Source organism: Micromonospora sp. CA-246542, from assembly GCF_050942905.1.
Lineage (GTDB): Bacteria > Actinomycetota > Actinomycetes > Mycobacteriales > Micromonosporaceae > Micromonospora.
In genome coordinates this window covers 1,793,689-1,817,365 of sequence record NZ_CP192040.1, presented here as the reverse complement: position 1 = coordinate 1,817,365, position 23,677 = coordinate 1,793,689, and the positions used below count along the sequence as shown (strand labels likewise).

Here is a 23,677-nt window from a genome sequence, read left to right as displayed (position 1 = left end):
GCCGACGACGCTGCCCGCCGGAGGGAGACCGCGGCATCCACCGGCCGGTCCGATCATCGATCGGGCCGTGGGTCCGCCGGCCGCGCGGGATCAGGCGGCTTCGCGCAGGTCGCCCAGGCTCAACGGGGTACGACGCCGCAGCAGCTCCTCCAGCTCGGACACCGTGGCGACCTCGCCGAGCACGTCCCGGCCGCCACCGAACCGCTGCGGATATCGACAGGTCAGCCGGTAGCGGTAGCGGCCCCGGATCAGCTCGACGCTCACCCGCCACCGTCCGCAGCAGTTACAGACCCACTCGGCCATTCCGCGAAACTAGCTCTGACCTGCGGTTATTTGATTCACCCGTGCGGGACGAGGGGCGCGCAGACGGACACGCCGCCCCGGCACCGGCGGTGATCTGCCTCACGACTGTCGGCGTCGTCTGATTGACTGGTCGCCGTGGACCTGCCGATCAACCCTCCGGTCGAGCCGATGCTGGCCAAGAGCGTCGCCAAGCTGCCCACCACGCCCGGTGTGACGTACGAGCCCAAGTGGGACGGGTTCCGGTGCATCGTGTTCCGCGACGGCGACGAGGTCGAGCTGGCCAGCCGGGGCGGCAAGTCGATGACCCGGTACTTCCCCGAGGTGGTCGAGCAGGCCCGTCGACAACTGCCCGAGCGGTGCGCGGTCGACGGTGAGCTGATCGTGATCCGGCGGGACGGGCCGTCCGGTCAGCCGAGGCTGGACTTCGAGCTGCTGGCCCAGCGCATCCACCCGGCGGCGTCGCGGGTCAAGCTGCTGGCCGAGACCACGCCCGCCGACTTCGTCGCCTTCGACCTGCTGGCCGTCGGTGACGAGGCGTTGCTCGACCAGCCGTACCCGCGCCGCCGGGAGCGGCTGGTCCAGGCCCTGGCCGAGGTACGCCCGCCGGTGCACGTCACCCAGGTCACCACCGACCCGGAGACCGCCCGCCGCTGGTTCGACGTCTTCGAGGGCGCGGGGCTGGACGGGCTGATCGTCAAACCGGCCGACCTGACGTACGAGCCGGGCAAGCGGTTGATGTTCAAGGTCAAGCACGCCCGCACCGCCGACGCGGTGGTGGCCGGCTTCCGCTGGCACAAGTCCGGCCCGGTGGTCGGCTCGCTGCTGCTCGGCCTCTACGACGACGAGGGCGTCCTGCACCATGTCGGGGTGAGCGCGTCGTTCAGCATGGCCCGCCGGGCCGAGTTGCTCGACGAGCTGGCCCCCTACCGGGACACCGGCGGCGAGCACCCGTGGGTGCACGGCGACCACGAACGCGGTCAGCGCATCCCGGGCGGGGTGAGCCGGTGGACCGGCACCAAGAACCTGGAGTGGGAGCCGCTGCGCCCGGAGCTGGTCGTCGAGGTGGGCTACGACGCGATGGAGGGCGACCGCTTCCGGCACACTGCCCAGTTCGTCCGGTGGCGACCCGACCGTGATCCCCGCTCCTGCCGCTACGACCAGCTCGACCGTCCGATCCGCTTCGACGTGGACCAGGTGCTGCGCGGCGATCCGGCGGTCACCCTCGATCGGGCCGCCACCGGTCCGGCGTAGCCTGGCCGTCGACCCGACTCCGGAGGATCACGTGAGCCGCACCGCCGACCACCCTCGGATGGCACCCGGTCGCCGGGTCCGTCACCGTTTCGTCGCCTTCGCCGTGGCGGCCCTGCTCACCGCGGGCTGCACGCTACCGGCGTTCGCGCCGCGCACCGAGGTGCAGGGTGAGGCGGCCCCGGCCGGCTCGTCGGCCACCTGGCGGCCGTGCCCGGAGGTGGCCGAGGATCTGGTGGGGCGGGGCGCACCGGACATGCGCTACGAGTGCGCGCGGATCGCCGTTCCCCGGGACTGGGGCACCGGCAGTGGGGCCACCGCCGGGCCCGGCGCCGGGCAGACCTTCGAGATCGCTCTGCTGCGGGCCCGGTCCACCCGGCAGCGCGACCGCATCGGCTCACTGGTGGTCAACCCCGGCGGACCGGGCGGCTCCGGTGTGGACACCGCCGTCTACCTCTCGTTCGGCACCCAGTTCGGTGGGCTGCCCACCTCGGTCACCGAGCGCTTCGACATCGTCGGCTTCGACCCGCGCGGCGTTTCCCGCTCCAGTCCGGTCAAGTGCATCTCCGACGCCGACCTGGACACGAGCTTCGGCTACGACCCCGACCCGCAGAGCCAGGCGTCGTTCGACGGCTTCGCCGGGTTGAGCCAGCGGATCGGGCGTGGTTGCGGGGACCGCTACGGCGACCAGTTGCCCCTGTACGGCAGCGAGCAGGCCGCCCGGGACATGGACGCGGTCCGCGCCGCCGTCGGTGACGACAAGTTGACCTACCTGGGTTACTCCTACGGCACGCTGCTCGGCGCCATCTACGCCCAGCTCTACCCGCAGCGGGTACGCGCGTTGGTGCTCGACGGCGCCGTCGACCCGCAGCAACGGTTGGTGGCCGGCTCGGAGAGCCAGGCCCGCGGGTTCGAGCGCGCGTTCGACAACTTCACCCGTTGGTGCGCCGCCAACGCCCCGCGCTGCCCGATCGCTCCCGACGCCCGCGCCGCCGTGACCTCGGCCATCGACAAGGCCAAGGTCTCGCCCGTCCGGGGCGACGACGGGAGGGAGGCCACCGCGGGCTGGGTCTTCTACGCGGTCATCTCGTCCCTCTACACGGAGTCCGGCTGGCAGGAGCTGGCACGGGCCATCGACCGGCTGGCCGAGGGCGACCCGAAGGACGTGTTCCGGCTCGCCGACTCGTACGCCGGGCGGGAGAGCGACGGGCACTACTCGAACCTGTTCGACGCCAACCTCGCCATCAACTGCGCCGACGAGACCGAGAAGCCGAGCCGGGAGCAGATCCGCGAGTTGCAGTCGCAGTGGCGCGCGAAGTACCCGCTGTTCGGCCCGGCGCTCGCGGTCGGCATGCTGAGCTGCGTCGAGTGGCCGGGCGGCCGGGACCCGTACCCGACCGGGCGGGCCAACGGCGCGCCACCGATCGTGGTGGTCGGTACGACCGGCGACCCCGCGACGCCGTACGAGCAGACCGGCCGACTCGCCTCGATGCTGGGCGTGGGCCGGGTGCTCACCTGGGAGGGCGAGGGGCACACCGCTTACCCGCAGACCTCCTGCATCACCCAGGCCGTCGACGCGTACCTGCTCGACCTGACCGTTCCCCGCGAGGGCCTGCGCTGCCCGGCCAAGTGACGTTGTGCCAGGCTGACCGGCATGAGCGACATGATCTTCCGGGAGGCTGTCCGCGCGGACCTGCCCACCGTCATCGCCCTGCTCGCCGACGACGTCCTGGGGAAGGCTCGTGACTTCACCCAGGTCGACGAGGCGTACGAACGGGCGTTCGCCGACATCAGCGCCGACCCGCGCAACTTCCTGATCGTCGCCGAGCAGGACGGTGAACTGGTCGGGTGCCTACAGATCACCTACATCCCGGGGCTGGGCCGGCACGGCGCCGAGCGCTCCCTCATCGAGTCGGTCCGGGTGCGCTCCGACCGGCGCGGGCAAGGGCTCGGCCGGCAGATGATGGCCTGGGTCATCGACCAGGCCCGGCAGCGGGGCTGCGCCCTGGTCCAGCTCACCACCGACAAGTCCCGTGCCGACGCGCACCGCTTCTATCTGAGCCTCGGCTTCAGGGCCAGCCACGAGGGCATGAAGCTCCCGCTCTGACCGCCCGAGACGTCAGGCCGCCCGCCTACGCCGGCCCGCCGGTAGCGCCGCACGGCGGTAGCGCCGGCAGGGGCGGCGTAGGCGGGCGCCGGTCAGCCGTCGACCAGTCGGCCGTCGCGTAGGACGAGGACCCGGTCCGCGAGGTCGATCAGGGCCGGGTCGTGCGTGGCGACCAGGGCCGTCATACCTCGCGCGTGTACCACCGCGCGGAGCAGGTCCATGATGGACCGTCCGGTTTCCGAGTCGAGCTGACCGGTGGGTTCGTCGGCGATGAGCAGGTCCGGTTCGTTGGCGAGCGCACGGGCGAGGGCGACCCGCTGCTGCTGGCCGCCGGAGAGCTCGTACGGACGTTGGGCCGCGTGCCCACCCAGGCCCACCAGCTCGAGCAGCACCGCGACGCGCTCCTCGCGCTCGGTCGCCGGCACCTGCGCCAGCCGCAACGGCACGCCCACGTTCTCGGCGGCGGAGAGGATCGGCACCAGCCCGAAGGTCTGGAAGACGAACCCGACCGTGCCCCGGCGCAGCCGCAGCAACTCGGCCTCCCCGGCCGAGGTCACCTCGTGCCCGGCCACCACCACCTGGCCGCTGTCCGGCCGGTCGAGACCGCCGATGAGGTTCAGCAACGTGGTCTTGCCGGCACCGGAGCGACCGCGGATGGCGATCAGCTCACCGCGGTTGGCGGTGAACGAGACGTCCCGCACCGCGTGCACGGCGTGCTCGCCACGGCCGAAGGTGCGGCTCACGCCGCTGACGCGGACCACCTCGGGGGGCGGCACACCGGGCCCGCCAGAAGTCGAGGCCGCTCCCGCGACCGCCATGTCCTGATAGTTCACGCCCCTGCCTCCCGCTCCTGAAAGACCCGGTCACCGGGCCGTACCTGCACATGGTCGGGCTCCAGATCGAGCCGGACCCGCTCCTTCAGCGACAGCGCGTCGACGAACGCGGCCGGCAGTTGCATCCGGCCGTTGCGGTCCAGCACCGCGTACTCCTCGCTGACCAGTTCGGTGTTGCCGTCCGCGCCGACGCGCGCGGTCCGGCGTACCTCGGAAGCGGTTCGACCGTCGCGGATCGCGACGGTCCGGCGGACCTGCGTGGCGACGGCGTGGTCGTGGGTGACGACCACGATGGTCACGCCCAGCTCGGCGTTGATCGTGCGCAGCGCCCCGAAGACCTCCGCGCCGGTGGCCTCGTCCAGCTCACCGGTCGGCTCGTCGGCGAAGAGCACCTCGGGATCGTTGGCCACGGCCACCGCCACCGCCACCCGCTGCTGCTCGCCACCGCTGAGCTGACCGGGCCGCCGCTGCGCGCCGTAGCCCACGCCGACCAGGTCGAGCAGTTCCCGGGCTCGTTCCCGGCGGCCCCGCGCCGAACGCTTGCCCGCCAACTGCATCGGCAGTTCGACGTTCTCCTGCGCGGTGAGGTACGGCAGCAGGTTACGGCCGGTCTGCTGCCAGACGAACCCGACCAACTGCCGCCGGTAGCTCAACCGACGCTTCGCGGAGAGCGAGAGCAGGTCGTAGTCGGCCACCCGGGCGATGCCGGCGGTCGGCGTGTCGAGGCCGGAGAGGATGTTGAGCAGGGTCGACTTGCCGGAGCCGGACGCGCCGACGATCGCCACCAGCTCACCCCGGTCGATGACCAGGTCGAGCCCCTGGAGGGCGACCACCTCCACCCCCTCGGTCTTGAAGATGCGCACCAGTCCGTCGCAGACGATGTGGCCACGCAGGCGGTCCTGCCCGCCGGCCCGCTCGGCGGCGCGTTGCGCGGCCCGCTGCTGCAGGGAAGCCAGATCGGGCACCAGGGAACTCTGGGCGGTAACGGTCATCTCAGCTCTCCTCTCCGAGCCGGAGCACCTCGCCGAGGCGCAACCGGCGGTTGTTCAGGGCCTCGACGGCGACCGCGAAGCCAAGGGCGATCGCGCCGAGCGCGACCACCGCGACGACCAGCCCGGGTTCGAACGCCACCCGGACCGGCACTCCGCCGGTGAACGCGGACAGGCCGAGCACCGGGTTGAGCACCAGGGGGAGCAGCGCGCCGACCAGCGCTCCGGTCAGCACCGACACCCCGACCAGCGGGGTCAGCTCGACCAACAGCAGCCCCCGCCACTGCCGGCGGGACAGCCCGAGAGTGCGCAGCCGGGACAGCACCTGCCCCCGGGCCCGTGCCCCGGCCAGTACGGTGAACGCGATCGCCAGCAGGCCGAGGACCGTCCCGCCGGCGGCGCCGCCCACGAACCCGAAGGCCAGGACGCCGTTCGCGCCACCGTCGGCGAGCCGCTGTCGTACGCCCGCCCGGGTGTCGACGGTGACTCCCAGTGGCCGTGCCCGACCGGTGACCGCCCCCTGCTGCTGGAAGCGCAACTGACCCTCGTCACCGGCCTGCCGCAGCGCCTCCGCGTCGAGCCGGTCGCCGGCGACGAGCAGGCTGGTCGGCGCCGGTTGGGTGGCCCGCTGCGGCAGCGCCTGCCAGGGCAGGATCACGAACCGGCTGGTGCTCGCCGGCAGCAGGGGGAAACGGTCCTGCGCGCCGGCCACCCGGAACTCGTAACGCTGGCCCTGCACCGAGACGAACGCCGAGTCCCGCAGATTCGTCCGCGCCAGGTCGGCGGCGACGGCCGGTGACACGATCGCGGGCAGCGCGCCCGCCTCGGCGTGGGCGGTGCGCAACGGCTCCGGCACCCGCACGTCCACCCCGGACTCGCCGGTCACCGTGGCCAGACCGGGACCGTCGACGAGCAGCACGGTGGTCTGGCCGATCCGCGCGTCGGTGCCGACCTCGTCGGCCGCCAGCCGCTGGTCCGGCTCGATGAGCACCGGTGTGGCGGCCTGGACGCCGGGCAGACCGTTCAGCGCGTCGACCGTGTCCGGGGCGAAGCGTTCCCCCCGGATCAGCGCGTCGGCGGGAACGACCTGTTCGGCGGCCCGGCCCCGGCTCGCGTCGACGCCGCCGGCGACGACCGCGCAGAAGGCCGCCGTGCCGATCGCCAGCACCACGACGACCAGCGGCGCGGCGACCGCCGACCGGCCGGCCCGTGCGGTGCCGAGGAAGGTCACGCTGCCGCGGGTACGCGCGGCGAGCCGACTGACAAGCAACAACGGCCACGGGTACGCGCGCAGCGCGAGCACCGCCGCGGCGACCGCGAGCAGCACCGGCACCGACACGAGCAGCGGGTCGACCTCGCCGAGGGTGAGCCCGCGCCGGCGCAGCAGCACGGCGGCGAGCCCGGCCAGCACCAGCAGGAAGACCTCGACGGTCAGCCGGCGAGTCGACGGACGCATCCGGACCAGGTCCCGGCGGGCCGCGCCGACGCCCTGCACCGTCAGCGTCGCCAACGGCAGGGCCAGGGTGACCAGCAGGGTCACCACGGCGGCGTACGGCGCGGTCGGGTCGGGCGTACCGGGGAAGAGGGTGCCCAACCACCAGCCGACCGCCGCGGCGACCGGCACCACCAGCAGTGACTCGGCGAGGCTGCGGCGCGCGCCGGCGGTGGCCGCGCCGCCACGGGCCCGGATGAGCGCGAACTCCGAGCGGCGTCGGCGGGTGGACAGGGTCGCCGCGAGCAGGATCAGCCCGGCCAGGGTGGCCAGGACGCCCGCACCGACCACCGCGAGCAGGGTCCGGGCGGAGTTCACCTGGTCGGCGAACGCGCGCAGCGGGATGTCGACCGCCTGGGTCAACGTGAGACCGGGCGGAACGTGTCGCTGCAACTGTTGCAGGCCCTCGATCATCTGGTCGAGCTGGCGCGCGTCGATCCGGTCCACGCCGAGCCGGTAACGCCACTGCGTACGCACCGGCCAGCCCGCCGCGGCCCCCTTGTCGAGGACCACCGGGGCGACCACGCCGACGCCGATGAAGGGCTGGCCGTCGCCCTCCGGTTCGACGACCTGGAGGACCTGCGGCAAACCGCCCCAGGCGCCGCTCGCGCGATCGACCGGCCGGAACAGCCCGGCCACCACCATGGGTGTCGGTTTGCCGTCGTCGCCGGGCTGACCCAGGTCGAGCCGGCTACCGACGCGCAGGTTGAGCTTGCGCGCCACGTCCGCGTCGAGAGCCAGCTCGATGGGCCGGCCGGCGACGAAGGTCTCGTTCGGCCAGGCGCCCTCGACGAGGGTGCTCTCCTGCTGGATGCCGGGCATGGCGCGCAGACCGAGGTGGACCAGCAGGTTGCGGGCCTTGAGGTCGGGACCGACCACCAGGTTCGGCGTGGTGTCCACGCTGAACCAGCGCTCGGTGACGGCGGACCGTACCTGCGCTGGCATCTCCTCGACCAGGCTGTCGAACTGCTTGCGGGCTCCGGGCATGACCGGTGCCGCGGCGGTGTCGACCTCCCCGGTGGCGAAGTTGAGATCCCGGCGGTCAGCCGACTCGCTGTTGAGCTGCGCCCGCAGGCCCTCTTCGGCGAGCCGGTTGACCAGTCGGGGCACCCCGCTGACCAGCAGCGTGACCACCAGGGTCAGCACCGCCAGAAGCAGGAACTGCCCGCCGTACGCCCGGACCCGGCGGGCGGCCGCGCCGACGCTCATCGTTCTCCCCCGATTCGCAGCTGCACCGCCGCCACCCGCTGACGGATGCCGGTGGCGATGAACGCGCTGAAGGCGAGCGCCGCCAGCAGCAGGCCGACCGCGGTCAGGCCGATGGGCACCCACGGCAGCGCGAACGCCGCCGGGGGCACCGGCCGGCCGGCGGCCGGTGTGAGGATGACCAGCGGAGCCATGGTGGCCCCGACCACGGCGCCGAGCAGCAGCCCGACGCCGACGCCGACGCCGGCCAGGAAGGTCTGCTCGGCCAGCAGCGCCCGGGCCAGCAGCCGGGGCGTCGCGCCGAGGGTGGTCAGCACCGCGAACTCGCTCAGCCGACGCCGTGCGGTGGCCCACACGTCGACCATGAGGCCGACCAGGGCGAGCAGTACCGCGCCGAGCGCGGCGGCGAGCATCCCGGTGCGTGAGCCCCGCCAGTACGGGTCGTCGGCGGCGGCCGCGATCTCGGCGCGCCGGTCGAGGACGGTGACGCCGGTCAGTTCACCGGCGGCGCGGGTGGCGGCCGCCGGGTCGTCGGCGCCGATCCACCACTCGGGTGTGTTCCGGACGGTTCCACCACCGCGGACGAGCGCCTCGACCGCTGCGGGCAGGTCGAGCAGTACGCCCTCCCCCGAGATGGTCGGCACGGAGCTCAGCTCACCGATCAGCCGGGCCGGCACGGACGCGCCGGCGAGGGCCAGGGTGAAGGTGTCGCCGCTGTGCAGGCTCATCGCGTCGCGCACAGCGGGCGTCATGAGGACCGGAACGGGCGCGATCTGCCCGGCGGGCACGATGGCGAACCGGGTGGGCGGATGGAATGCGTACTGTCCATCGGGAATCGAGTCCACCGGATAGTCGGCGACGACGCCCCGCGCGCTGGACCGGGCCGGGACGGGCGGGTTACCGCCGGCGATGGTGTTCCAGGCCCCGGTCAGCTCGGCGGGCCGCTTGGCGCCGTCCGCGCCGACCAACGTCAACCCGTCCACCTGGAGCCGGTACGAGTTCCCGGCGTCCGCTCCGCCGTCGGCCTCGAATCCGGCCAGTCGCAGTCGCGCGCCTCCCACGTCGGGTAGCCGCACGGTGAACGGCGCTTCGCGTCCGTCGCTGGTGGCGTCGACGGCCGGCAGCCGGAAGGCCGACCCGTCGCTGCTGGTGACCAGCAGCGACACGCCGATCTTCAGCGGTCCGATGGCCTGGCTCACGGGGGTGCGAGCCGTACCGGTGATCGCTCGGGTCCCGGCGGGCAGTTCGAGGCCGCCGGGAGCGCCCCGGGCCGCGATCATCCGCTGGTACTGCGTCGACGCCGGATCCGCGCTCAGCCGGTCGGCGAGCCGGACGACGCCCCCGCGCCGGCCGCGTCGAAGCCGATCACGGTGACGGGCAGGTCCCCGCGACCGACCCGCACCTCGTCGCGCCACACCGGCAACGCCCGGCGCACGCCCGGCAGCGCGGCGAGCTCACCCGCCCGGGTCACCGGAGCGGCGCCGCCACGCTCGGTCACCCGCAGGTCCGCGCCGACCGTGTGGCCGGCCTGCTCGACCTGGGACCGTTCCCCGGTGCTGACCAGGGACCAGGCGAGCGTGCTGCCGCCGACGGCGAGGGCGAGCAGCAGCACCGGCCCGGCGTGGGGACGCCGGCCGGCCTGCCACATGCCGAGCATGGTGGCGGTCCACGGTCGCCGGTCGACGAACCGTTCGGCGAACCGGGTGAGCGGCGGGAGCACCCGCAGTGCCAGCACCGCCCCGGCCAGCACACCCAGGGTCGGGGCGACGACCAGCAGCGGGTCCAGTCCGAGTCGGCCGTTCGAGCCGGCGAGCGGCGAGGCGTACCGGCGGAGCTGCACCCAGGCGAGCACGGCGAGTGCCACGAGCACCAGGTCGACGCTCGCGCGCTGGATGCTCGCCGACCGGTTCGGGCGGGATCGGGCGGCCATGTCGGCCACGTACGTGCCGGAGCCCCGCAGCGTCGGCGCGACCATGGCGACCAGGCAGCCGGCCGCTGTCGCGGCGGCCGCGGCCCAGATCAGGGTGGTGTTACCGCCGGCGGTGGACAGTTCCGCCGCGCCGCCGGGCCGGACGAACCGCAGCGCCTCTCCGGCGATCACCGGCCCGAGCAGGGCGGCCGGCGCCACCACCAGGGTCGCCTCCCGGGCGGCCAGGCCGGCCAGTTGGCGACGGGCGGCGCCACGGGCGCGCAGCAGCGCGGTCTGCGGACGACGGTCCTCGTGCAGGAGCGCGGCGACCAGCACCAGCGCGTAGCCGCCGAGCACCAGGATGAGCAGCAGCGGGGTGGCCAACGCGGAGCGACCCACCAGGTCGGCCCGGGCGATCCGGTCCAGCAGTTGGTCGATCTTCGTGGTGACCTGCCCCGAACTGCCCAGTTCGGCGGCCTCGGGCACCGCGACCGCGGCCGCGCTCACGGCGGCTCGTACGGCGGGCAGGTCGGCGGCGTCGACACCACCGAGGTCCGGTTCGGCCAGCCAGGACGCCGTCACCGAGCCCGGAAAGAGGGTGGTGAAGTCGGCCGGGTCCAGCGCGAACGGCCCGTACGAGGTACCGGACCCGACGCTGCCCGTACCCACACCGGGGGCCAGCAGCCAGTACGCCTCGGTCGGGTCGCGGGGCCGCCAGGTGCCGGCGAGCACCACCTCGCTGGCCTTCTCGGTGGCGCGGTCCCGCAGCGGAACCCGCGCGCCGACGGTCAGGCCGAGTGTCGTGGCGACCCGCTCCGGCAGGCTCACCTGGGCCGGCTTCGCTCCAGCGCGGGGCCAGGCTCCGCTGGTCAGTTCGGCGTGCGCGCTCAGGCCCTCGAGGGTGGCCAGGTTGGCGAAGATGGGATCGGCGCCCTTGCGCGGCACCGAGCCGAGATCGCCGGTCAGTTCCCGGCCGGTGCCGTACCGCGCGGCGGAGACGGCGACCGGCACCCCGGCGAGCCCGTCGGCGAACTGTGCCCGCGCCGCCCCGTCCCGCTTGGCGAACTCGGCGGCGTCGCGGCCACCGGACCCACTGACCAACAGGCCGCGTTCCTCGACCGGCGACGCCGCGACCAATGCGCGTTGTCCGGCGTCCACCGCGCGTCGGTTGTAGTCCGACAGGCCGGTGACCAACGCTACGGCGACCAAGGCGGCGAGCACCGCGGCAAACAGCAGTCCACGCGCCTCGCGGGCCCGCCTCCACACCAGCTTCATCCGACGCCTCCCCTGGCCCTGGTGGGCCGACGACCTTCAAGACAGGTCACCTACGGGGAAAGGTTCGCGCCCGTTACATGATCGTTATTACGAGAACGGTCGGCGCGGTCACGCGCCGCGTCGGGCCGCCCGTACGGCGAAGGCGATCGCGCCCACGACGAGCAGCGCGCCGATGAGCTGGAGGCCCGGCGAGTCGTCGGCCCCTCCGTACACGACGGCGGCGACGCCGAGGGCGACGGCCGCGATGGCGACGACGTACCTCATGCGGTCTCTTCCTCCACCCATTCGAGCAGGTCTCCGGGCTGGCATTCGAGCACCCGGCACATCGCTTCGAGGGTGCTGAAGCGGACGGCCTTGGCGCGGCCGTTCTTGAGCACCGCCACGTTCGCCGGGGTGAGCCCGACGCGCTCGGCGAACTCGCCGACGCTCATCTTGCGTTTGGCCAACTCGACGTCGATCCGGACGACGATGGGCATCAGATCACCGCTTCCATGTCGGTCCGTAGCGTGGTGGCCTGCCGCAGCAGGGCGCGCATGACCACCATGAGGAGGCCCAGCACGGTGACGCCCACCGTCAGCAGGAACAACAGGAGCGGCAGTCCGGGGTCGTCGGCGTTGAACCCGACGTAGAGGAAGACGCCCACCAGCACCAGCCACGCGGCGGCGATGGCCCAGACGATGGCGTCCACCCACTTCAGCGACGCCTCGGTGAAGATGCGGTCGTTCTTGACGAGGCTGAGCAGCTGCCACGTCGCGACGATCACCACCTGGACGCAGAGCACCCAGAAGACCGTCACGATCGTCGCCGGCCACCGGAGGTACGCGTCCTGTGGCGACTCCTGCGCCATGTGCGCGAACTGCCCCGGCAGCGAGAGGGTCTGGAAGAGGACCAGGACCCCGAACAGCACCAGGAGGAACACTCGGAGAGCGGACACCGCTCGACGTTCAACAAGCATGCATCGAGTTTCGCTCGTAACCTATCGAAAGTCAATCGGTACGGCGATGACGTGCGGCGGTGCCGCGCGGATCACATCGGGGTGAGGAGACAGAACTCGTTGCCCTCCGGATCGGCGAAGACCTTCCACGGGATCGTGCTGTCGCCCAGGTCGATCGGGGTCGCGCCGAGAGCCCGCAGCCGCGCCGCCTCGGCCTCCATGTCGTCCCCCGGGTACGAGCGCACGTCGAGGTGGACACGGTTCCACCCCGCCTTCACGTCGGGCGTCCGCAGGAACTGCAGGTACGGACCCACGCCCCGGGACGAGCGCAGGACCGCGCTGTCGTCGGTCACCTTGTGCACGGTCCAGTCGGTCACCTCGCCCCAGAAACGCGCCATGGCCCTCGGGTCCGCGCAATCGACCACCACGGAGGCGATCGGGCCGGTGTCCTGGTTCGAGTCGTGCCAGTCCAGCACGCAGAACTCGTTGCCCTCCGGGTCGGCCAGGACGATCCACGACACGTCCCCCTGACCCACGTCGACGGGCGTCGCGCCGAGCTCCTTCAGGCGCGCGACGACCTCGGCCTGGTGCGCCGCCGAGGTCGTCGCCAGGTCCACGTGTACGCGGTTCTTTCCCGTCTTGGGCTCGTCGGAGACGACGATGTCGATAAAGACGGCGACGGGATCGGGATAGACGATGCCCTTCGGTTCGAGGTTGGTCACACCGGGCCCCTCGCTGGACATCTCCCAGCCGAGCACCTCGGCCCAGAACTGTCCGAGTGCCACCTCGTCCCGAGCCTTCATGTTGATCTGCACAAGCCGCGTCGCCATGGCGGCGATGCTAGCGATGATCGCGCGGCCCATGCAGCCCTATTCAGGTGGCCGCCGGTTCACGCGCCGGAGGCCCGACCCGGGTCGTTCATCTGACGACGGAACGCGAGGTACGCGGTCAGGTTCGCCAGCAGCATCACCACTCCGATCGCCGAGGCCAGGAGCCCGACGTCGAGGCTCGGCAGCGCCACGAAGGTCAGTGCGGCGAGCACGATGGCGAAGATGTTCAGGAAGGTGAAGGCCAGCACCAGTTCGTTGAGGAGGCGGGACCGTCGGTCCTGGAGGCGGCCGACCAGTTGCTGGTGCAGCGTCCGGACGAAGTCGAGCCGCTCGTCCAGCGTGGTGAGGACGAGCCGGAACTTCCACTGCTGCTCCAGCGCGTTCCACACGGTGCCGCCGGCCGCGTCGAGGTGCGCCTCCACCGACGAATAGCCGAGCCGGAACAGGCGGATGCGGTGGTAACCACTGAGAATGCGCTTGGCCTGGTCTTCGAGAGCGCTCATGGACAGGCCGCCACGCCCCGGGTCGATCTGGGACAGCTCCGCCGAGAGCACCGCGTCGTAGCGCAGGGCCGCAGCCCAGCAGACGTGATGCACCCCGGTCAACCGCGCCAACAGCAGGGCCGGGCGCGACCCGAAGTCACTGACCACGGCCGTGGTGTGCGAGCCGACCCGCAGAACACCGTCGGACATGCCGTCGGGAGTGCAGTCCACACCGTCCGGGGTGAACCGCTCGGCGATGGCCCGTCGGCGTGCCGGAGCGCAGTCCGGATCGACCCGGACGGCGAAGGTGGTGTTGGCCCAGAGGACGAACACCTCGTCCGTACCGGCCGGCGTCGGCAGGACGGCACGCAGGAGCCGCGTCACCGCGGGCACCATCCGCTGCACGGGCGGGGCGACCTCGGCAACCACATCGCCGGCGCCGCCGACGATGCCGTCCGGCAGTTGGTACGTGACGCACAGCAGGCCACAGTCGACGTTCCACCGGCTGATCCGGGCCGAGACCACCTGCCACGCCCCGGATTCGGTGGTGGGCGACAGCGCGGGGTCGGTGTCCTGCCCGGCGGCCCGCAGGATCTCCGCGCCACCGCTGATCTCCATCGTGGGCCGGGGCATGCTGCCGAGCAGTTCGTCGAGGAGCCGTTGACCGTAGGGCTGCAACGCCAGGTCGTCGAGGCCATCGGTGACGCTCCACCCCGCGGGCACGTCGTCGTCGGCCCCGGCCGGCGCGGAGAGCTGACACGGGAAGTAGGCGAGCACCCGTACCGACGTGACGTCCTTGAGCATCAGCCACCTCTCCCCCGACCAGACCTCGCAGGGTATCGACAATGTCAACTGGCTCGGCCGGTGCGGATTCCACCCTGCGGCCTATGTGCGGCGGTGGAATTCGTTGCGGCGTGGGAGCTGGGTGGGGTCGAGCCAGGCCGGCGGTACGAACTCCGGGTGGCCGTCGTCGCCGAGTCGCACCACCCAGTCGGTCTGGTGGACGTGCCGGTGGTGGTGGCCGCAGAGCAGGACGGCGTTGCCGAGGCTGGTCGGCCCGCCGTCGGCCCAGTGGCGGATGTGGTGGGCGGCGCACCAGCGCGGCGGCCGATCGCAGCCCGGGAACGCGCAGCCCCGGTCGCGCAGCACCAGTGCCCGGCGCAGCGGCCCGGTGACGAGTCGGCGTTGCCGGCCGACATCGAGGACCTGACCGCTGCCGCCGAGCACGGCCGGCAGGACGGCGGCGTCGCAGGCGAGCCGGCGCACCGCGTCGGGGGTGAGTCGCAGGCCGACGTCGAGCGTGCCCGCGCCCAACTGCCGGGTCAGCCCGTCGAAGCCGGTGGTGACGACGAGCTGCGCGGGGTCACCTCCGGTCTCGGGCAGCTCGCCGGTGCGCAGCGCCAGCCGGCACACGTCCGCCAGGGCATCGTGGCGGCGCTGGCCGGCGCAGCGGTTGTCGTCCGGCCCGGAGGGCGCGCTGAGCGGGTCGATGGCGGCGCGGAGCAGCGCGGCGGCCTCGGCGTCGAGGATGCCGCTGAGCCGGAGCCGCCCACCGGTCTGCTCGGAGACGGTGACGTGCCGGTCGCGGGCCGCCCGGGCGTCCTCGGCGGCCAGGGCCGCCGCGTCGGCGGCGTCGGCAAGATCGGGAGCGACGTGATCGAGGATCCTGGTGCCCATCCGCCGCAGCAGCATCGGGTCGAACCGCCCCGCCCACTCGACGAGCACCCCGACCGCCTTGTCGGCCACCTCCGCGCCCGCCACGGCTGACACCGTGGCGGCCGTGTCGGCGATGACCCGGGCCTGCTCCACGCTGACCGTGCCGTCCGTCAGCGCCTCCCGCACGGCGGGCGGCGCGGCGTCGACCGAGGCCGCGAGCCCGACCAGCCGGCGCGCGGCGCCGACGTCGAGTCGCAGCCGCTCACGCAGCCACACCGCGGTCGAGGAGGCACCCAGCGCGACAGCCGTGCCCCGACCGTCCAACTCGCGGATCGCCGCCAACTGCACCGCCGCCAGACGCTGCGTCAACCGGTGCGTGGCATCGAGTACCGCGATCAGATCGTGGTCAGCGAGGGCCCAGACGGCGGTGTCGGCGCACGCCGCCACCGTCCGGTCCGCCCGCGCCAACTCATCGATCACAGGCAAATTCTAGAACAGGTGTACGACAAGAACCGGCCGCCGCGTTCGCGGCAAGCGCCGCCGATCGATCAACTGGTCGTGGACTCCGGACGGTACTTCCTGATCCACGCCTCGACGTCCGACCTCCGCCAGACCTTGCCCATGGCCAGCACGGCGACCGGCTCCGGGAAGTTGCGCTGGTTGGCGATGACCGACGCGCGCTGCCGCGACACGTTACCGAGCATCACCCGGATCTCCGCTACGCCAACCAAGTCCACACGTTGACGATGACAGCGGCGCTGTCCGTCGACTCCGACAACTACGCAGACTGTTGACAGAGACAATAGCCTCACCCACGATGGGGTGATGCCTTCGCCGAACGAGCCGCCGGTCCCGCACGCCCAGCGGAGAGCGATCCGCCCGCACACTCCGATGCGCCCGCTGTGGCTGTGTCGCGTCTGCGCCGCCGCCTGGCCGTGCCCGCCGGCCCGGCTGCTGCTGACGATGCAGTACCGGCGGGATCGGGTGGGGTTGTCGGTCTACCTGGCGAGCCAGTTGTTCGAGGCGACGGCCGACCTGCTCAAGCTGAACCCGGAGGCGGTACCCGACCCTCGGGAGCTGTTCGACAGGTTCGTGGCGTGGACGGCTCGGCCGCCCGAGTGAGACGGCGCTATGGCGTGCGCTTGGCGCGGCTGGGCTGGACGCGCTTGGGTTCGCCGGGCATCTTCGGGTGGTCCGGCGGGTACGGCAGGTCGCCCTGGCCGGCCGCGGCGTCGCGCTCGGCCCACTCCAGCAGGGGCGTGATGTCCCACGGGGCGTCGTCGATGCCGGCGTGCGGGTCGTCGCCGTCGGCGAGCCGGGCCGGCACGGTCCGCAGGTCGAAGTCGTCCGGGTCGACCTCGGGCAGCTCGTCCCAGGTGACCGGGGTGGAGACGGTGGCCCGGGCGTTGGCGCGCAGCGAGTACGCGCAGGCGATCGTCCGATCCCGGGCCATCTGGTTGTAGTCGACGAAGACCCGGCTGCCGCGCTCCTCCTTCCACCAGGCGGTGGTCACCAGGTCGGGGTTGCGGCGTTCGACCTCACGGGCCAGGGCGATGGTGGCGCGACGGACCTCGGTGAACGTCCAGCGGGGTTGGATGCGCAGGTAGACGTGCACGCCGCGCCCGCCGGAGGTCTTCGGCCAGCCGATCGCGCCCAGCTCGTCGAGGACGGCGCGAACCTCGGCGGCGGCCCGGCCCGCGTCGGCGAAGTCGGTGCCGGGCTGCGGGTCGAGGTCGATGCGCAGTTCGTCGGGGCGGTCGGTGTCGGCGGCGCGCACCGGCCAGGGGTGGAACACGATCGTGCCCATCTGCGCTGCCCAGGCCACGTGCGCCAGGTCGGCCGGGCACAGCTCGGCCGCGCCGCGACCGCTCGGGAAGGTGATGTCGGCGGTGGTGATCCACGGCGGCACGCCCCGGGTGGGCACCCGCTTCTGGAAGAACGCCTCACCCTCGACGCCCTCGGGGAAGCGTTGCAGCGTGGTGGGCCGGTCCCGCAGGGCACGCATGATCCCGTCGCCGACGGCCAGGTAGTAGTGGAAGACGTCCGCCTTGGTGAAGCCCCGCTGGGGGAAGATCACCCGGTCGGGGCTGCTGAGTCGTACGGTGTGCCCGGCCACCTCGACCTCGGCGACTGCCTTGGTGCCACCCATCCCGCGACCTTATGCCACGCCCCCGACGTTCGACGTACCGTTGACGGGTGAGTCTTGACGACAACAACCTGCCCAAGACCGAGGACGAGTGGCGCGTCCGCCTGACCCCGGAGGAGTTCCACGTCCTGCGGGAGCACGGCACCGAACGTCCGTGGACCGGCGAGTACGTGGACACGAAGACGTCGGGCGTCTACCACTGCCGGGCCTGCGGTCTGGAACTCTTCTCCAGTGACACGAAGTTCGACTCGCACTGCGGGTGGCCGAGCTTCGACGACGCCATCCCGGGCCGGGTCAAGGAGATCGAGGACCGCAGCCTCGGCATGGCCCGTACGGAGATCCGCTGCGCCCGCTGCGACAGTCACCTCGGGCACGTCTTCCACGGCGAGGGTTTCACGCCGAAGGACACCCGCCACTGCGTCAACTCGATCTCGGTGCGCCTGGAACCCCAGTGACCTGATCGTCGTACCCGCTGAGCAGCTCGACCTCGGCGGACCGGGACTGTTCGATCCGCCGGGCCAGGTCGCGGACCCGCTCGTCGCGGCCGACGCCGACCTGGGCCCGGGCCAGGTCGGCGGCGGCCCGCTGGTGGTCGGCGAGGACCTCGCGCAGCACCCGGTCGACGTCGGCGTCCGACGCGGCCCGCAGCCGGTCGAGCGCCGCGTCGTCGCCGTGTCCGGCATGGTCGTGCCCGGCGGCGGCGCTGACGCCCGGTCCGCTCGTCGGCAGCCATCCGCGCATGGTCGACAGCTCGTCGGCCTCGGTGACCTCGATGGCGGCGGCCAGTGTCTTCAGCGCGTCGTCGCGGAGCCGGTCCCGGGCGAGCCGGACGATCTGGAGGGTGCGCTCGCTGTGCCCGGCCATGGTGCTCAGGAACACCACGTCGATGCCGCTCAGCTCGGCGGCGGCCGGCGCGGAGTCGGCCATCACCGGGGACGCGGGGGCCGGCGGGCGCGGGGACGGCCCGGCGCAGCCAGCGAGCAGCGACGCGGCGACCAACCACGCCAGGTGGGTTGCGCGGGGCATGCCGGGGCTCCGATCGGGTGGGGTGGCGACGCGGGTGCGGCCGGAGCCGCACCCGCGCGGTCAGACCTGCTGCCAGAGCGCCGGTACGTTCGGCGGCTCCCAGCCGGCGATCGCGGTGTGCGCCTGCCGGCAGCGGTACGTCCGGCCGCCGTAGGTGACCTGGTCGCCGACCTGGTACGCCCGGCCGGCCGTCCAACTACCACCCGTCGGGGGCGGGGTCGTCGGCGCGGCGGTGGGGCTGGTCGTGGGCCGCGGCGTGGGTGAGGTGGTCGGCGTCGGGGTGGGTGTCGACCCGCCGCCGCCGATCTGCACGTCGATGCAGGAGTAGAAGGCGTTCGCGGTGTCGGAGATGTTCCACACGGCGAGGACCTTCTGCCGGCCGGAGAAACCGCCCAGGTTGACGGTGTGCGAGACCGTCGCGCCGGGCTGCTGCCCGTTGCCGTTGACCACGCCGACCCGGGTGTTGCCGATCCAGTACTCCCAGTTGCTGGTGGCGTGTCGCGCCGTGTTGACCCAGGTGAAGGTCAGCGAGCTACCGACCGACGTGGCCGGCCAGCCCCGGCTGTCGTCGTTGAGCACGGCGAACTGGGTGATGCCGGCGTTGCAGCTCTTGAGGCCCTTGGGCCCTTCGACGCTCTGCGGCTCGTACTTGATCTGCCCGCAGTCGGGCACCTTGCCCTGTGCGCAGAGCGCCTGCCGGCTGGGCGGGGCGGAGACGTAGCCGTGCGCCTGGGCGGGCGCGGCGACGGTGAGGGTGGCGGCGACAGCGCCCGCCGCCACCAGCGGGACGGTGATTCTTCGACGCATGGGGGCAGCTCCTTCTGCGGGTGCGGTGAGGTGCCCCCAAGGTAATTTAAACTTTATTAACAGTAAAGAGCATCATCGATAAATACATCGATGGTGACGAGTTGACCTCTCACAGTCGCAGCAGGCTGCCGTTGTCGTCGACGCCGTCGGCGCTCTCGTCGTCGAGCCAGACGCCACCGGAGGCGAGGTAGCGGAAGCGGTACTCCCCCGGACCGAGCTTCACGGTCACCGTGCGGGTGCCGTCGCGCCGGGCCACCAACTCGTGCCGGCCGGGTTCCCAGTCGTTGAACGAGCCCACGACGCTCACCGGACCGGGCGGCGCGTCCCGCGGGAGGCAGAAGGTCACCCGGGTCTGGCTGCCGAAGAGCTTGTTGCGTTTGATCATGGCGATCCTCCGGGGGTCACGGCGGTTCACCTGGCCTAACGCGCGACACGCCGACGCCGACACGCCGTTCAGCCCGGCCGACTGACGGTAATTCATCCGCCACCACCCCGCCTTGAGGCACCCTGGGGTTACATGTCCTGATATGGGGGGTTTCTGTGGCAACGTGCGAGGTCTGCGGCAACGACTACTGGATGGCGTTCGAGGTGCACACCGTCAGCGGTGACGTGCACACCTTCGACTCCTTCGAGTGCGCGATCCACCGCATGGCACCCATCTGCGAACACTGCCAGGTCAAGATCGTGGGACACGGCGTCGAGGTCAACGGCCGGTTCTTCTGCTGCGGCCACTGTGCCCGCGCGGTCGAGGGCGCCGAGGGCGCCGAGATCCGCGACGCCGTCGGCGCACGCCCGGCCTGACCGGGTCGGCCTGATCGGGTCGGCCCGGCCGTGGGCCAACCGGACCGCCAAGCTGGGGTACGGTCGTCGCCATGCGGCCATTCCTGGGCGTCCTGCCCCCGCCGCGCTCCTGAGCGGAGCGCCGCGCCTCTCGCCGACCGGGTGACCTGACCCCGCTCGGCCACTCTGTCGTACGCGCTCCGTCGACGTCGTCCCGTCAACGGCTCACCCTTCGGAGCGCTCCCGTGTCGACCACCCGTACCCTGTTGCCGGCCGCCTCGGCCGCCCGCAGCGGCCTGATCCAGATCACCGTCACCGGCGTGCTGTGGGGCACCACCGGCGTGGCGGTGCAACTCCTGCGCGAGGGCACCGGGCTCAGCCCGGTGAGCATCGGCTTCCACCGCCTCGCCATCGCCGCGCTCGTGCTGCTGGCCTGCGCTGCCGGCCGGCTCCGCACGATGGTGGCCACCCTGCGCGCCGCACCCGTACCGCTGCTGCTCACCGGCATCGGCCTCGGCCTCTACCAGGCGCTCTACTTCGCCGCCGTGGCGCTCGCCGGGGTCAGCGTGGCCACCATCGTCAGCCTGGGCCTGGCCCCGGTGCTCGCCGCGGCCTGGGAGTCGGTGCGCGCCCGTCGGCTCCCCGGGCCGCTGCGACTCGGCACGCTCGTCGCGGCGGTGGCCGGCCTCGTCCTGATCACCGCCGCCACCGAGCAGCCCGGCACGGCGGCGCCCGCCCCACTGCTCGGCCTGCTCGCGGCGGTCGGCTCCGGCCTCGGGTACGCGGTGACCACCCTGATCAGCCGCCAGGTGTCGCAGCACACCGCGCCGATGACACTCACCACCATCTCCACCGTGGTCGGTGCGCTCACCCTGGCACCGTCGGCCCTGGTCGCCGGTATCAGCGTGCCGGTACGCCTCGACACCGTGGCACTGCTGCTGCACCTCGGCGTGGTCACCACAGCGGTCGCGTACGCGTTGTTCTACGCCGGGCTGCGCACCACGCCGGGCAGCGTCGCGGCCGTGCTGACCCTGCTCGAACCGCTCACCGCCGCGGCCCTGGCGGTGGCGCTGCTGCACGAACCGCTCCCCCTGCCCGTGATCGTCGGCGGTGTTCTGCTGCTCACCGCCGTCGCCGCCACGTACCTCGCACCCGAGCGCGCGAACACCGGGTGAACCAGCCCGACCTACCATCGGTGGATGCCCCAGCAGACCACCGAGATCCGAACCGCGCTCTTCGCCGACCTGGACGCCCGCACCCTTCACGACCTGCTCAAGCTGCGCATCGACGTGTTCGTGGTGGAGCAGAACTGCCCGTACCCGGAACTCGACGGGCGGGACGTCGAGCCGGGCACCCGACACGTCTGGCTGACCGACGGCGACGCTCTGATGGCGTACCTGCGGATCCTGGCCGACCCGGACGGCGTCGCCCGGATCGGACGGGTGGTGGTGGCCCCGGCGGCCCGTGGTGGCGGGCACGCCGGCCGGCTGATGGCGGCGGCACTCGACCTGGTCGGCGACCGGCCATGCGTGCTGGAGGCCCAGTCGCACCTGGTCGCGTTCTACGCCCGACACGGCTTCACGGTCAGCGGCCCGGAGTACGTCGAGGACGGCATCCCGCACACCCCGATGCGCCGAGACACGCAACCGGCGGCCATTGACGTCTGACGATCAACCTGGCATCGTGCCGGATAGAGCCATCGCGGGAGCCAGCGAGTGGGCACGGGAGCGGGCAACTCCCGGCAGTCCGGGTGTCGTCGTCCGACCTCATCCCCCCGGGGGCTCCATGTCCACAATCGCCCGAACACCACGCGTGCTCCGGCCGCTCGCCATCGCGGCAGCCGCCACGCTCCTGCTGACCACGGCGCTGAGCGTCTCGCTGGTCCCATCCGCCTCCGCACACGGCTCGGTCGTCGACCCACCCTCGCGCAACTACAGCTGCTGGCAGCGCTGGGGTGGTGACTTCCAGAACCCGCGCATGGCCACCGAGGACCCGATGTGCTGGCAGGCCTGGCAGGCCGACCCGCAGGCCATGTGGAACTGGAACGGCCTGTTCCGGGAGGGTGTGGCCGGCAACCACCAGGGCGCGATCCCGAACGGCCAACTGTGCAGCGGCGGACGGACCCAGAACGGCCGCTACAACGCCATGGACACGGTCGGCGCCTGGAAGACCACGTCGGTGGCGAACAACTTCCGGCTGCGCTTCTTCGACCAGGCCAGCCACGGCGCCGACTACATCCGGGTGTACGTGACGAAGCAGGGCTTCAACTCGGCCACCCAGCCGCTGGGCTGGAACGACCTGGAGTTGGCCGGTCAGATCGGCAACACCCCGGCGTCGCAGTGGGACAAGGACACCGGTGGCGTCTCCATCCAGATCCCGGTGAGCGCACCGGGACGGACCGGGCGGCACATCGTCTACACCATCTGGCAGGCGAGCCACCTGGACCAGTCGTACTACCTGTGCAGTGACGTGGACTTCGGTGGCGGCACCAGCACCCCGCCGCCCACCACGCCGCCGCCGACGACGCCGCCGCCCACCACGCCGCCGCCCACCACTCCCCCGCCGACGACGCCGCCGCCGACGACTCCCCCGCCGAGCACCCCGCCGCCGGCCGGCGCCTGCACGGCGACGTACCAGATCACCGGGCAGTGGTCCGGCGGCTTCCAGGCCGAGGTGAAGGTCACCGCCGGTGGTTCACCCACCAAGGGCTGGTCGGTGAGCTGGAACTACAACAACGGCCAGCAGGTCGCCTCCTCGTGGAGCGCCACCGTCACCACGAACGGCTCGCTGGTCACCGCGCGCAACGTCAACTACAACGGCACGCTGGCTGCCGGGGCGAGTACGACATTCGGTCTGCTCGGCTCCTGGAACGGCAGCAACCCGGTTCCGCTGGTCTCCTGCACGGCGACCAGTTGATCCCCGTCCGGTGCCGCACCCGGGCGGGGGAGCGGCGCCGGACGGCGGGAATGCGGTGGTGCCCGGCGATCCGTCCGGGCACCATCTCCGCATGATCGACATCTTGGTGCTCACCCCCGACGACTGGCCCACCTGGCGGGAGTTACGGCTGGCCGCCCTCGCCGAGGCGCCGGACGCGTTCGGCTCACGGCTCGCCGACTGGCAGGGTGACGGCGATCGCGAGCAGCGCTGGCGCGACCGGTTGAGCATCCCCGGCTCACTCAACCTGGTGGCCGCCCTGGCCGGGCGTCCGGTCGGGATGTCGAGCGGCGTACCCACGTCGGACCCGCTGACGCTGGACCTGATCTCGATGTGGGTGCACCCCGACGCTCGCGGTAGCGGTGTCGGCGACCGCCTGGTGAACGAGGTGGCGCACTGGGCCCAGAAGCGCGGCGCGGAGCGGCTACGGCTCTCCGTCAGGGTGGACCACGCGCGCGCCAAGTCCCTCTACCACCGCGCCGGCTTCCGCTTGACCGACGAGCCGGGTGACCTCATGCCCGACGGCGTACGCCGAGAACAGGTCATGCTCCGCCCCCTCCACCCCACCCCGTCGCACTAAGCAGGAAACCCCGTCACCCCGCGCCACCCCGTCAAACCCGCGCCACCCCGTGCCGCCGCGTCACCCCGTGCCGCCGCGTCACCCCGTGCCGCCCCATCACCCCGTCTCGCCGCGTCACCCCCATCTCGCCGTGTCGATCA

General features: G+C 72.5%; 27 protein-coding genes. 10 read left to right on the top strand and 17 right to left on the bottom strand.

Features of this window, described 5'->3' with window-relative positions; genetic code table 11:
• Positions 1 to 90: 90 nt before the first annotated feature.
• Complete coding sequence (locus ACQP0N_RS08535) at positions 91 to 303, bottom strand: hypothetical protein (protein WP_433118947.1); 213 nt, start codon at positions 301 to 303, stop codon at positions 91 to 93.
• Between the two features lie 135 nt (positions 304 to 438).
• On the opposite strand from ACQP0N_RS08535, the gene ACQP0N_RS08530 reads away from it, so the two are divergent.
• From ACQP0N_RS08530 to ACQP0N_RS08520, 3 genes are read left to right on the top strand one after another with little or no spacing between them, the layout of a single operon-like run.
• Complete coding sequence (locus ACQP0N_RS08530) at positions 439 to 1,554, top strand: ATP-dependent DNA ligase (protein ID WP_357171282.1); 1,116 nt, start codon at positions 439 to 441, stop codon at positions 1,552 to 1,554.
• Between the two features lie 58 nt (positions 1,555 to 1,612).
• Positions 1,613 to 3,184, top strand: a complete 1,572-nt coding sequence (locus ACQP0N_RS08525) for an alpha/beta hydrolase (RefSeq protein ID WP_433121517.1) — start codon at positions 1,613 to 1,615, stop codon at positions 3,182 to 3,184.
• Between the two features lie 21 nt (positions 3,185 to 3,205).
• On the top strand, positions 3,206 to 3,658 hold the full coding sequence (locus tag ACQP0N_RS08520) for an N-acetyltransferase family protein (RefSeq protein ID WP_433118945.1): 453 nt from the start codon (positions 3,206 to 3,208) through the stop codon (positions 3,656 to 3,658).
• Between the two features lie 92 nt (positions 3,659 to 3,750).
• On the opposite strand, the gene ACQP0N_RS08515 is transcribed toward ACQP0N_RS08520, so the two are convergent.
• From ACQP0N_RS08515 to ACQP0N_RS08460, 12 genes are all read right to left on the bottom strand, one after another.
• Positions 3,751 to 4,476 carry an ABC transporter ATP-binding protein gene (locus ACQP0N_RS08515; RefSeq protein WP_433121514.1) on the bottom strand — a complete coding sequence of 242 codons (726 nt, stop codon included), beginning with the start codon at positions 4,474 to 4,476 and terminating at the stop codon, positions 3,751 to 3,753.
• An 11-nt stretch (positions 4,477 to 4,487) separates the two neighbouring features.
• Positions 4,488 to 5,483, bottom strand: a complete 996-nt coding sequence (locus tag ACQP0N_RS08510) for an ABC transporter ATP-binding protein (protein ID WP_433118944.1) — start codon at positions 5,481 to 5,483, stop codon at positions 4,488 to 4,490.
• Position 5,484: 1 nt separating this feature from the next.
• Positions 5,485 to 8,181, bottom strand: coding sequence for an FtsX-like permease family protein (locus ACQP0N_RS08505; RefSeq protein ID WP_433118942.1), 2,697 nt, complete (start codon positions 8,179 to 8,181; stop codon positions 5,485 to 5,487).
• The gene (locus tag ACQP0N_RS08500) at positions 8,178 to 9,458 is read right to left on the bottom strand and encodes an FtsX-like permease family protein (protein ID WP_433118940.1); all 1,281 of its coding nucleotides are present in this window, start codon (positions 9,456 to 9,458) and stop codon (positions 8,178 to 8,180) included. The genes ACQP0N_RS08505 and ACQP0N_RS08500 overlap by 4 nt, the downstream gene beginning before the upstream one ends.
• Positions 9,459 to 9,490: 32 nt before the next feature.
• Positions 9,491 to 11,362, bottom strand: a complete 1,872-nt coding sequence (locus ACQP0N_RS08495) for an ABC transporter permease (protein WP_433118938.1) — start codon at positions 11,360 to 11,362, stop codon at positions 9,491 to 9,493.
• 108 nt (positions 11,363 to 11,470) lie between these two features.
• A complete protein-coding gene (locus ACQP0N_RS08490; RefSeq protein WP_421475270.1) occupies positions 11,471 to 11,626 on the bottom strand; it encodes a hypothetical protein in 156 nt (51 codons plus the stop codon).
• Entirely contained in the window at positions 11,623 to 11,838 is a 216-nt protein-coding gene (locus ACQP0N_RS08485; RefSeq protein WP_355051732.1) for a helix-turn-helix domain-containing protein, read from the bottom strand. Before ACQP0N_RS08485 ends, ACQP0N_RS08490 begins: the two co-directional genes overlap by 4 nt.
• A complete protein-coding gene (locus ACQP0N_RS08480; protein WP_355051731.1) occupies positions 11,838 to 12,296 on the bottom strand; it encodes a DUF2975 domain-containing protein in 459 nt (152 codons plus the stop codon). Before ACQP0N_RS08480 ends, ACQP0N_RS08485 begins: the two co-directional genes overlap by 1 nt.
• Positions 12,297 to 12,388: 92 nt before the next feature.
• Positions 12,389 to 13,126: a VOC family protein gene (locus ACQP0N_RS08475; RefSeq protein WP_433118935.1), complete on the bottom strand. Its 738-nt coding sequence runs from the start codon at positions 13,124 to 13,126 to the stop codon at positions 12,389 to 12,391.
• A gap of 59 nt (positions 13,127 to 13,185) precedes the next feature.
• On the bottom strand, positions 13,186 to 14,412 hold the full coding sequence (locus ACQP0N_RS08470) for a hypothetical protein (protein ID WP_433118933.1): 1,227 nt from the start codon (positions 14,410 to 14,412) through the stop codon (positions 13,186 to 13,188).
• 81 nt (positions 14,413 to 14,493) lie between these two features.
• Positions 14,494 to 15,744, bottom strand: a complete 1,251-nt coding sequence (locus tag ACQP0N_RS08465; protein WP_433118931.1) for a DUF222 domain-containing protein — start codon at positions 15,742 to 15,744, stop codon at positions 14,494 to 14,496.
• Between the two features lie 68 nt (positions 15,745 to 15,812).
• On the bottom strand, positions 15,813 to 16,001 hold the full coding sequence (locus ACQP0N_RS08460) for a hypothetical protein (RefSeq protein ID WP_357393560.1): 189 nt from the start codon (positions 15,999 to 16,001) through the stop codon (positions 15,813 to 15,815).
• Between the two features lie 88 nt (positions 16,002 to 16,089).
• Here ACQP0N_RS08460 and ACQP0N_RS08455 point away from each other — a divergent pair, with 88 nt between their 5' ends.
• Positions 16,090 to 16,386 (top strand): hypothetical protein, encoded by a 297-nt coding sequence (locus ACQP0N_RS08455; protein ID WP_433118929.1) that lies wholly within the window; start codon positions 16,090 to 16,092, stop codon positions 16,384 to 16,386.
• Positions 16,387 to 16,393: 7 nt separating this feature from the next.
• On the opposite strand, the gene ligD is transcribed toward ACQP0N_RS08455, so the two are convergent.
• A complete protein-coding gene (ligD, locus tag ACQP0N_RS08450; protein ID WP_433118927.1) occupies positions 16,394 to 17,413 on the bottom strand; it encodes a non-homologous end-joining DNA ligase in 1,020 nt (339 codons plus the stop codon).
• A 47-nt stretch (positions 17,414 to 17,460) separates the two neighbouring features.
• Here ligD and msrB point away from each other — a divergent pair, with 47 nt between their 5' ends.
• Complete coding sequence (msrB, locus tag ACQP0N_RS08445) at positions 17,461 to 17,865, top strand: peptide-methionine (R)-S-oxide reductase MsrB (RefSeq protein WP_433118925.1); 405 nt, start codon at positions 17,461 to 17,463, stop codon at positions 17,863 to 17,865.
• Here msrB and ACQP0N_RS08440 read toward each other — a convergent pair.
• From ACQP0N_RS08440 to ACQP0N_RS08430, 3 genes are all read right to left on the bottom strand, one after another.
• Complete coding sequence (locus ACQP0N_RS08440; protein ID WP_433118923.1) at positions 17,831 to 18,436, bottom strand: DUF305 domain-containing protein; 606 nt, start codon at positions 18,434 to 18,436, stop codon at positions 17,831 to 17,833. The genes msrB and ACQP0N_RS08440 overlap by 35 nt on opposite strands.
• Before the next feature lie 60 nt (positions 18,437 to 18,496).
• Positions 18,497 to 19,243 (bottom strand): lytic polysaccharide monooxygenase, encoded by a 747-nt coding sequence (locus tag ACQP0N_RS08435; RefSeq protein WP_433118921.1) that lies wholly within the window; start codon positions 19,241 to 19,243, stop codon positions 18,497 to 18,499.
• Between the two features lie 109 nt (positions 19,244 to 19,352).
• Entirely contained in the window at positions 19,353 to 19,628 is a 276-nt protein-coding gene (locus ACQP0N_RS08430; RefSeq protein ID WP_433118919.1) for an isoamylase early set domain-containing protein, read from the bottom strand.
• Between the two features lie 155 nt (positions 19,629 to 19,783).
• Here ACQP0N_RS08430 and ACQP0N_RS08425 point away from each other — a divergent pair, with 155 nt between their 5' ends.
• The 5 genes from ACQP0N_RS08425 to ACQP0N_RS08405 all read left to right on the top strand — a co-directional run bounded on the left by ACQP0N_RS08425 (position 19,784) and on the right by ACQP0N_RS08405 (position 23,537).
• Entirely contained in the window at positions 19,784 to 20,044 is a 261-nt protein-coding gene (locus ACQP0N_RS08425) for a Prokaryotic metallothionein (RefSeq protein WP_355051720.1), read from the top strand.
• A 224-nt stretch (positions 20,045 to 20,268) separates the two neighbouring features.
• Complete coding sequence (locus ACQP0N_RS08420; RefSeq protein WP_433118917.1) at positions 20,269 to 21,198, top strand: DMT family transporter; 930 nt, start codon at positions 20,269 to 20,271, stop codon at positions 21,196 to 21,198.
• Positions 21,199 to 21,222: 24 nt separating this feature from the next.
• Positions 21,223 to 21,690 carry a GNAT family N-acetyltransferase gene (locus ACQP0N_RS08415; RefSeq protein ID WP_433118915.1) on the top strand — a complete coding sequence of 156 codons (468 nt, stop codon included), beginning with the start codon at positions 21,223 to 21,225 and terminating at the stop codon, positions 21,688 to 21,690.
• 118 nt (positions 21,691 to 21,808) lie between these two features.
• Positions 21,809 to 22,939: a lytic polysaccharide monooxygenase auxiliary activity family 9 protein gene (locus ACQP0N_RS08410; protein ID WP_433118913.1), complete on the top strand. Its 1,131-nt coding sequence runs from the start codon at positions 21,809 to 21,811 to the stop codon at positions 22,937 to 22,939.
• Between the two features lie 91 nt (positions 22,940 to 23,030).
• A complete protein-coding gene (locus ACQP0N_RS08405) occupies positions 23,031 to 23,537 on the top strand; it encodes an N-acetyltransferase family protein (protein ID WP_433118911.1) in 507 nt (168 codons plus the stop codon).
• Positions 23,538 to 23,677: the final 140 nt, after the last annotated feature.

Bases quoted from the DNA above. Each gene is read 5' to 3' on its own strand.
- ACQP0N_RS08535 (WP_433118947.1), bottom strand. From the start codon at position 303: ATGGCCGAGTGGGTCTGTAACTGCTGCGGACGGTGGCGGGTGAGCGTC.
- ACQP0N_RS08525 (WP_433121517.1), top strand. From the start codon at position 1,613: ATGGCACCCGGTCGCCGGGTCCGTCACCGTTTCGTCGCCTTCGCCGTG.
- ACQP0N_RS08520 (WP_433118945.1), top strand. From the start codon at position 3,206: ATGAGCGACATGATCTTCCGGGAGGCTGTCCGCGCGGACCTGCCCACC.
- ACQP0N_RS08515 (WP_433121514.1), bottom strand. From the start codon at position 4,476: ATGGCGGTCGCGGGAGCGGCCTCGACTTCTGGCGGGCCCGGTGTGCCG.
- ACQP0N_RS08510 (WP_433118944.1), bottom strand. From the start codon at position 5,483: ATGACCGTTACCGCCCAGAGTTCCCTGGTGCCCGATCTGGCTTCCCTG.
- ACQP0N_RS08505 (WP_433118942.1), bottom strand. From the start codon at position 8,181: ATGAGCGTCGGCGCGGCCGCCCGCCGGGTCCGGGCGTACGGCGGGCAG.
- ACQP0N_RS08500 (WP_433118940.1), bottom strand. From the start codon at position 9,458: ATGATCGCGGCCCGGGGCGCTCCCGGCGGCCTCGAACTGCCCGCCGGG.
- ACQP0N_RS08495 (WP_433118938.1), bottom strand. From the start codon at position 11,362: ATGAAGCTGGTGTGGAGGCGGGCCCGCGAGGCGCGTGGACTGCTGTTT.
- ACQP0N_RS08490 (WP_421475270.1), bottom strand. From the start codon at position 11,626: ATGAGGTACGTCGTCGCCATCGCGGCCGTCGCCCTCGGCGTCGCCGCC.
- ACQP0N_RS08485 (WP_355051732.1), bottom strand. From the start codon at position 11,838: ATGCCCATCGTCGTCCGGATCGACGTCGAGTTGGCCAAACGCAAGATG.
- ACQP0N_RS08475 (WP_433118935.1), bottom strand. From the start codon at position 13,126: ATGGCGACGCGGCTTGTGCAGATCAACATGAAGGCTCGGGACGAGGTG.
- ACQP0N_RS08470 (WP_433118933.1), bottom strand. From the start codon at position 14,412: ATGCTCAAGGACGTCACGTCGGTACGGGTGCTCGCCTACTTCCCGTGT.
- ACQP0N_RS08455 (WP_433118929.1), top strand. From the start codon at position 16,090: ATGCCTTCGCCGAACGAGCCGCCGGTCCCGCACGCCCAGCGGAGAGCG.
- ligD (WP_433118927.1), bottom strand. From the start codon at position 17,413: ATGGGTGGCACCAAGGCAGTCGCCGAGGTCGAGGTGGCCGGGCACACC.
- ACQP0N_RS08440 (WP_433118923.1), bottom strand. From the start codon at position 18,436: ATGCCCCGCGCAACCCACCTGGCGTGGTTGGTCGCCGCGTCGCTGCTC.
- ACQP0N_RS08435 (WP_433118921.1), bottom strand. From the start codon at position 19,243: ATGCGTCGAAGAATCACCGTCCCGCTGGTGGCGGCGGGCGCTGTCGCC.
- ACQP0N_RS08430 (WP_433118919.1), bottom strand. From the start codon at position 19,628: ATGATCAAACGCAACAAGCTCTTCGGCAGCCAGACCCGGGTGACCTTC.
- ACQP0N_RS08415 (WP_433118915.1), top strand. From the start codon at position 21,223: ATGCCCCAGCAGACCACCGAGATCCGAACCGCGCTCTTCGCCGACCTG.
- ACQP0N_RS08410 (WP_433118913.1), top strand. From the start codon at position 21,809: ATGTCCACAATCGCCCGAACACCACGCGTGCTCCGGCCGCTCGCCATC.
- ACQP0N_RS08405 (WP_433118911.1), top strand. From the start codon at position 23,031: ATGATCGACATCTTGGTGCTCACCCCCGACGACTGGCCCACCTGGCGG.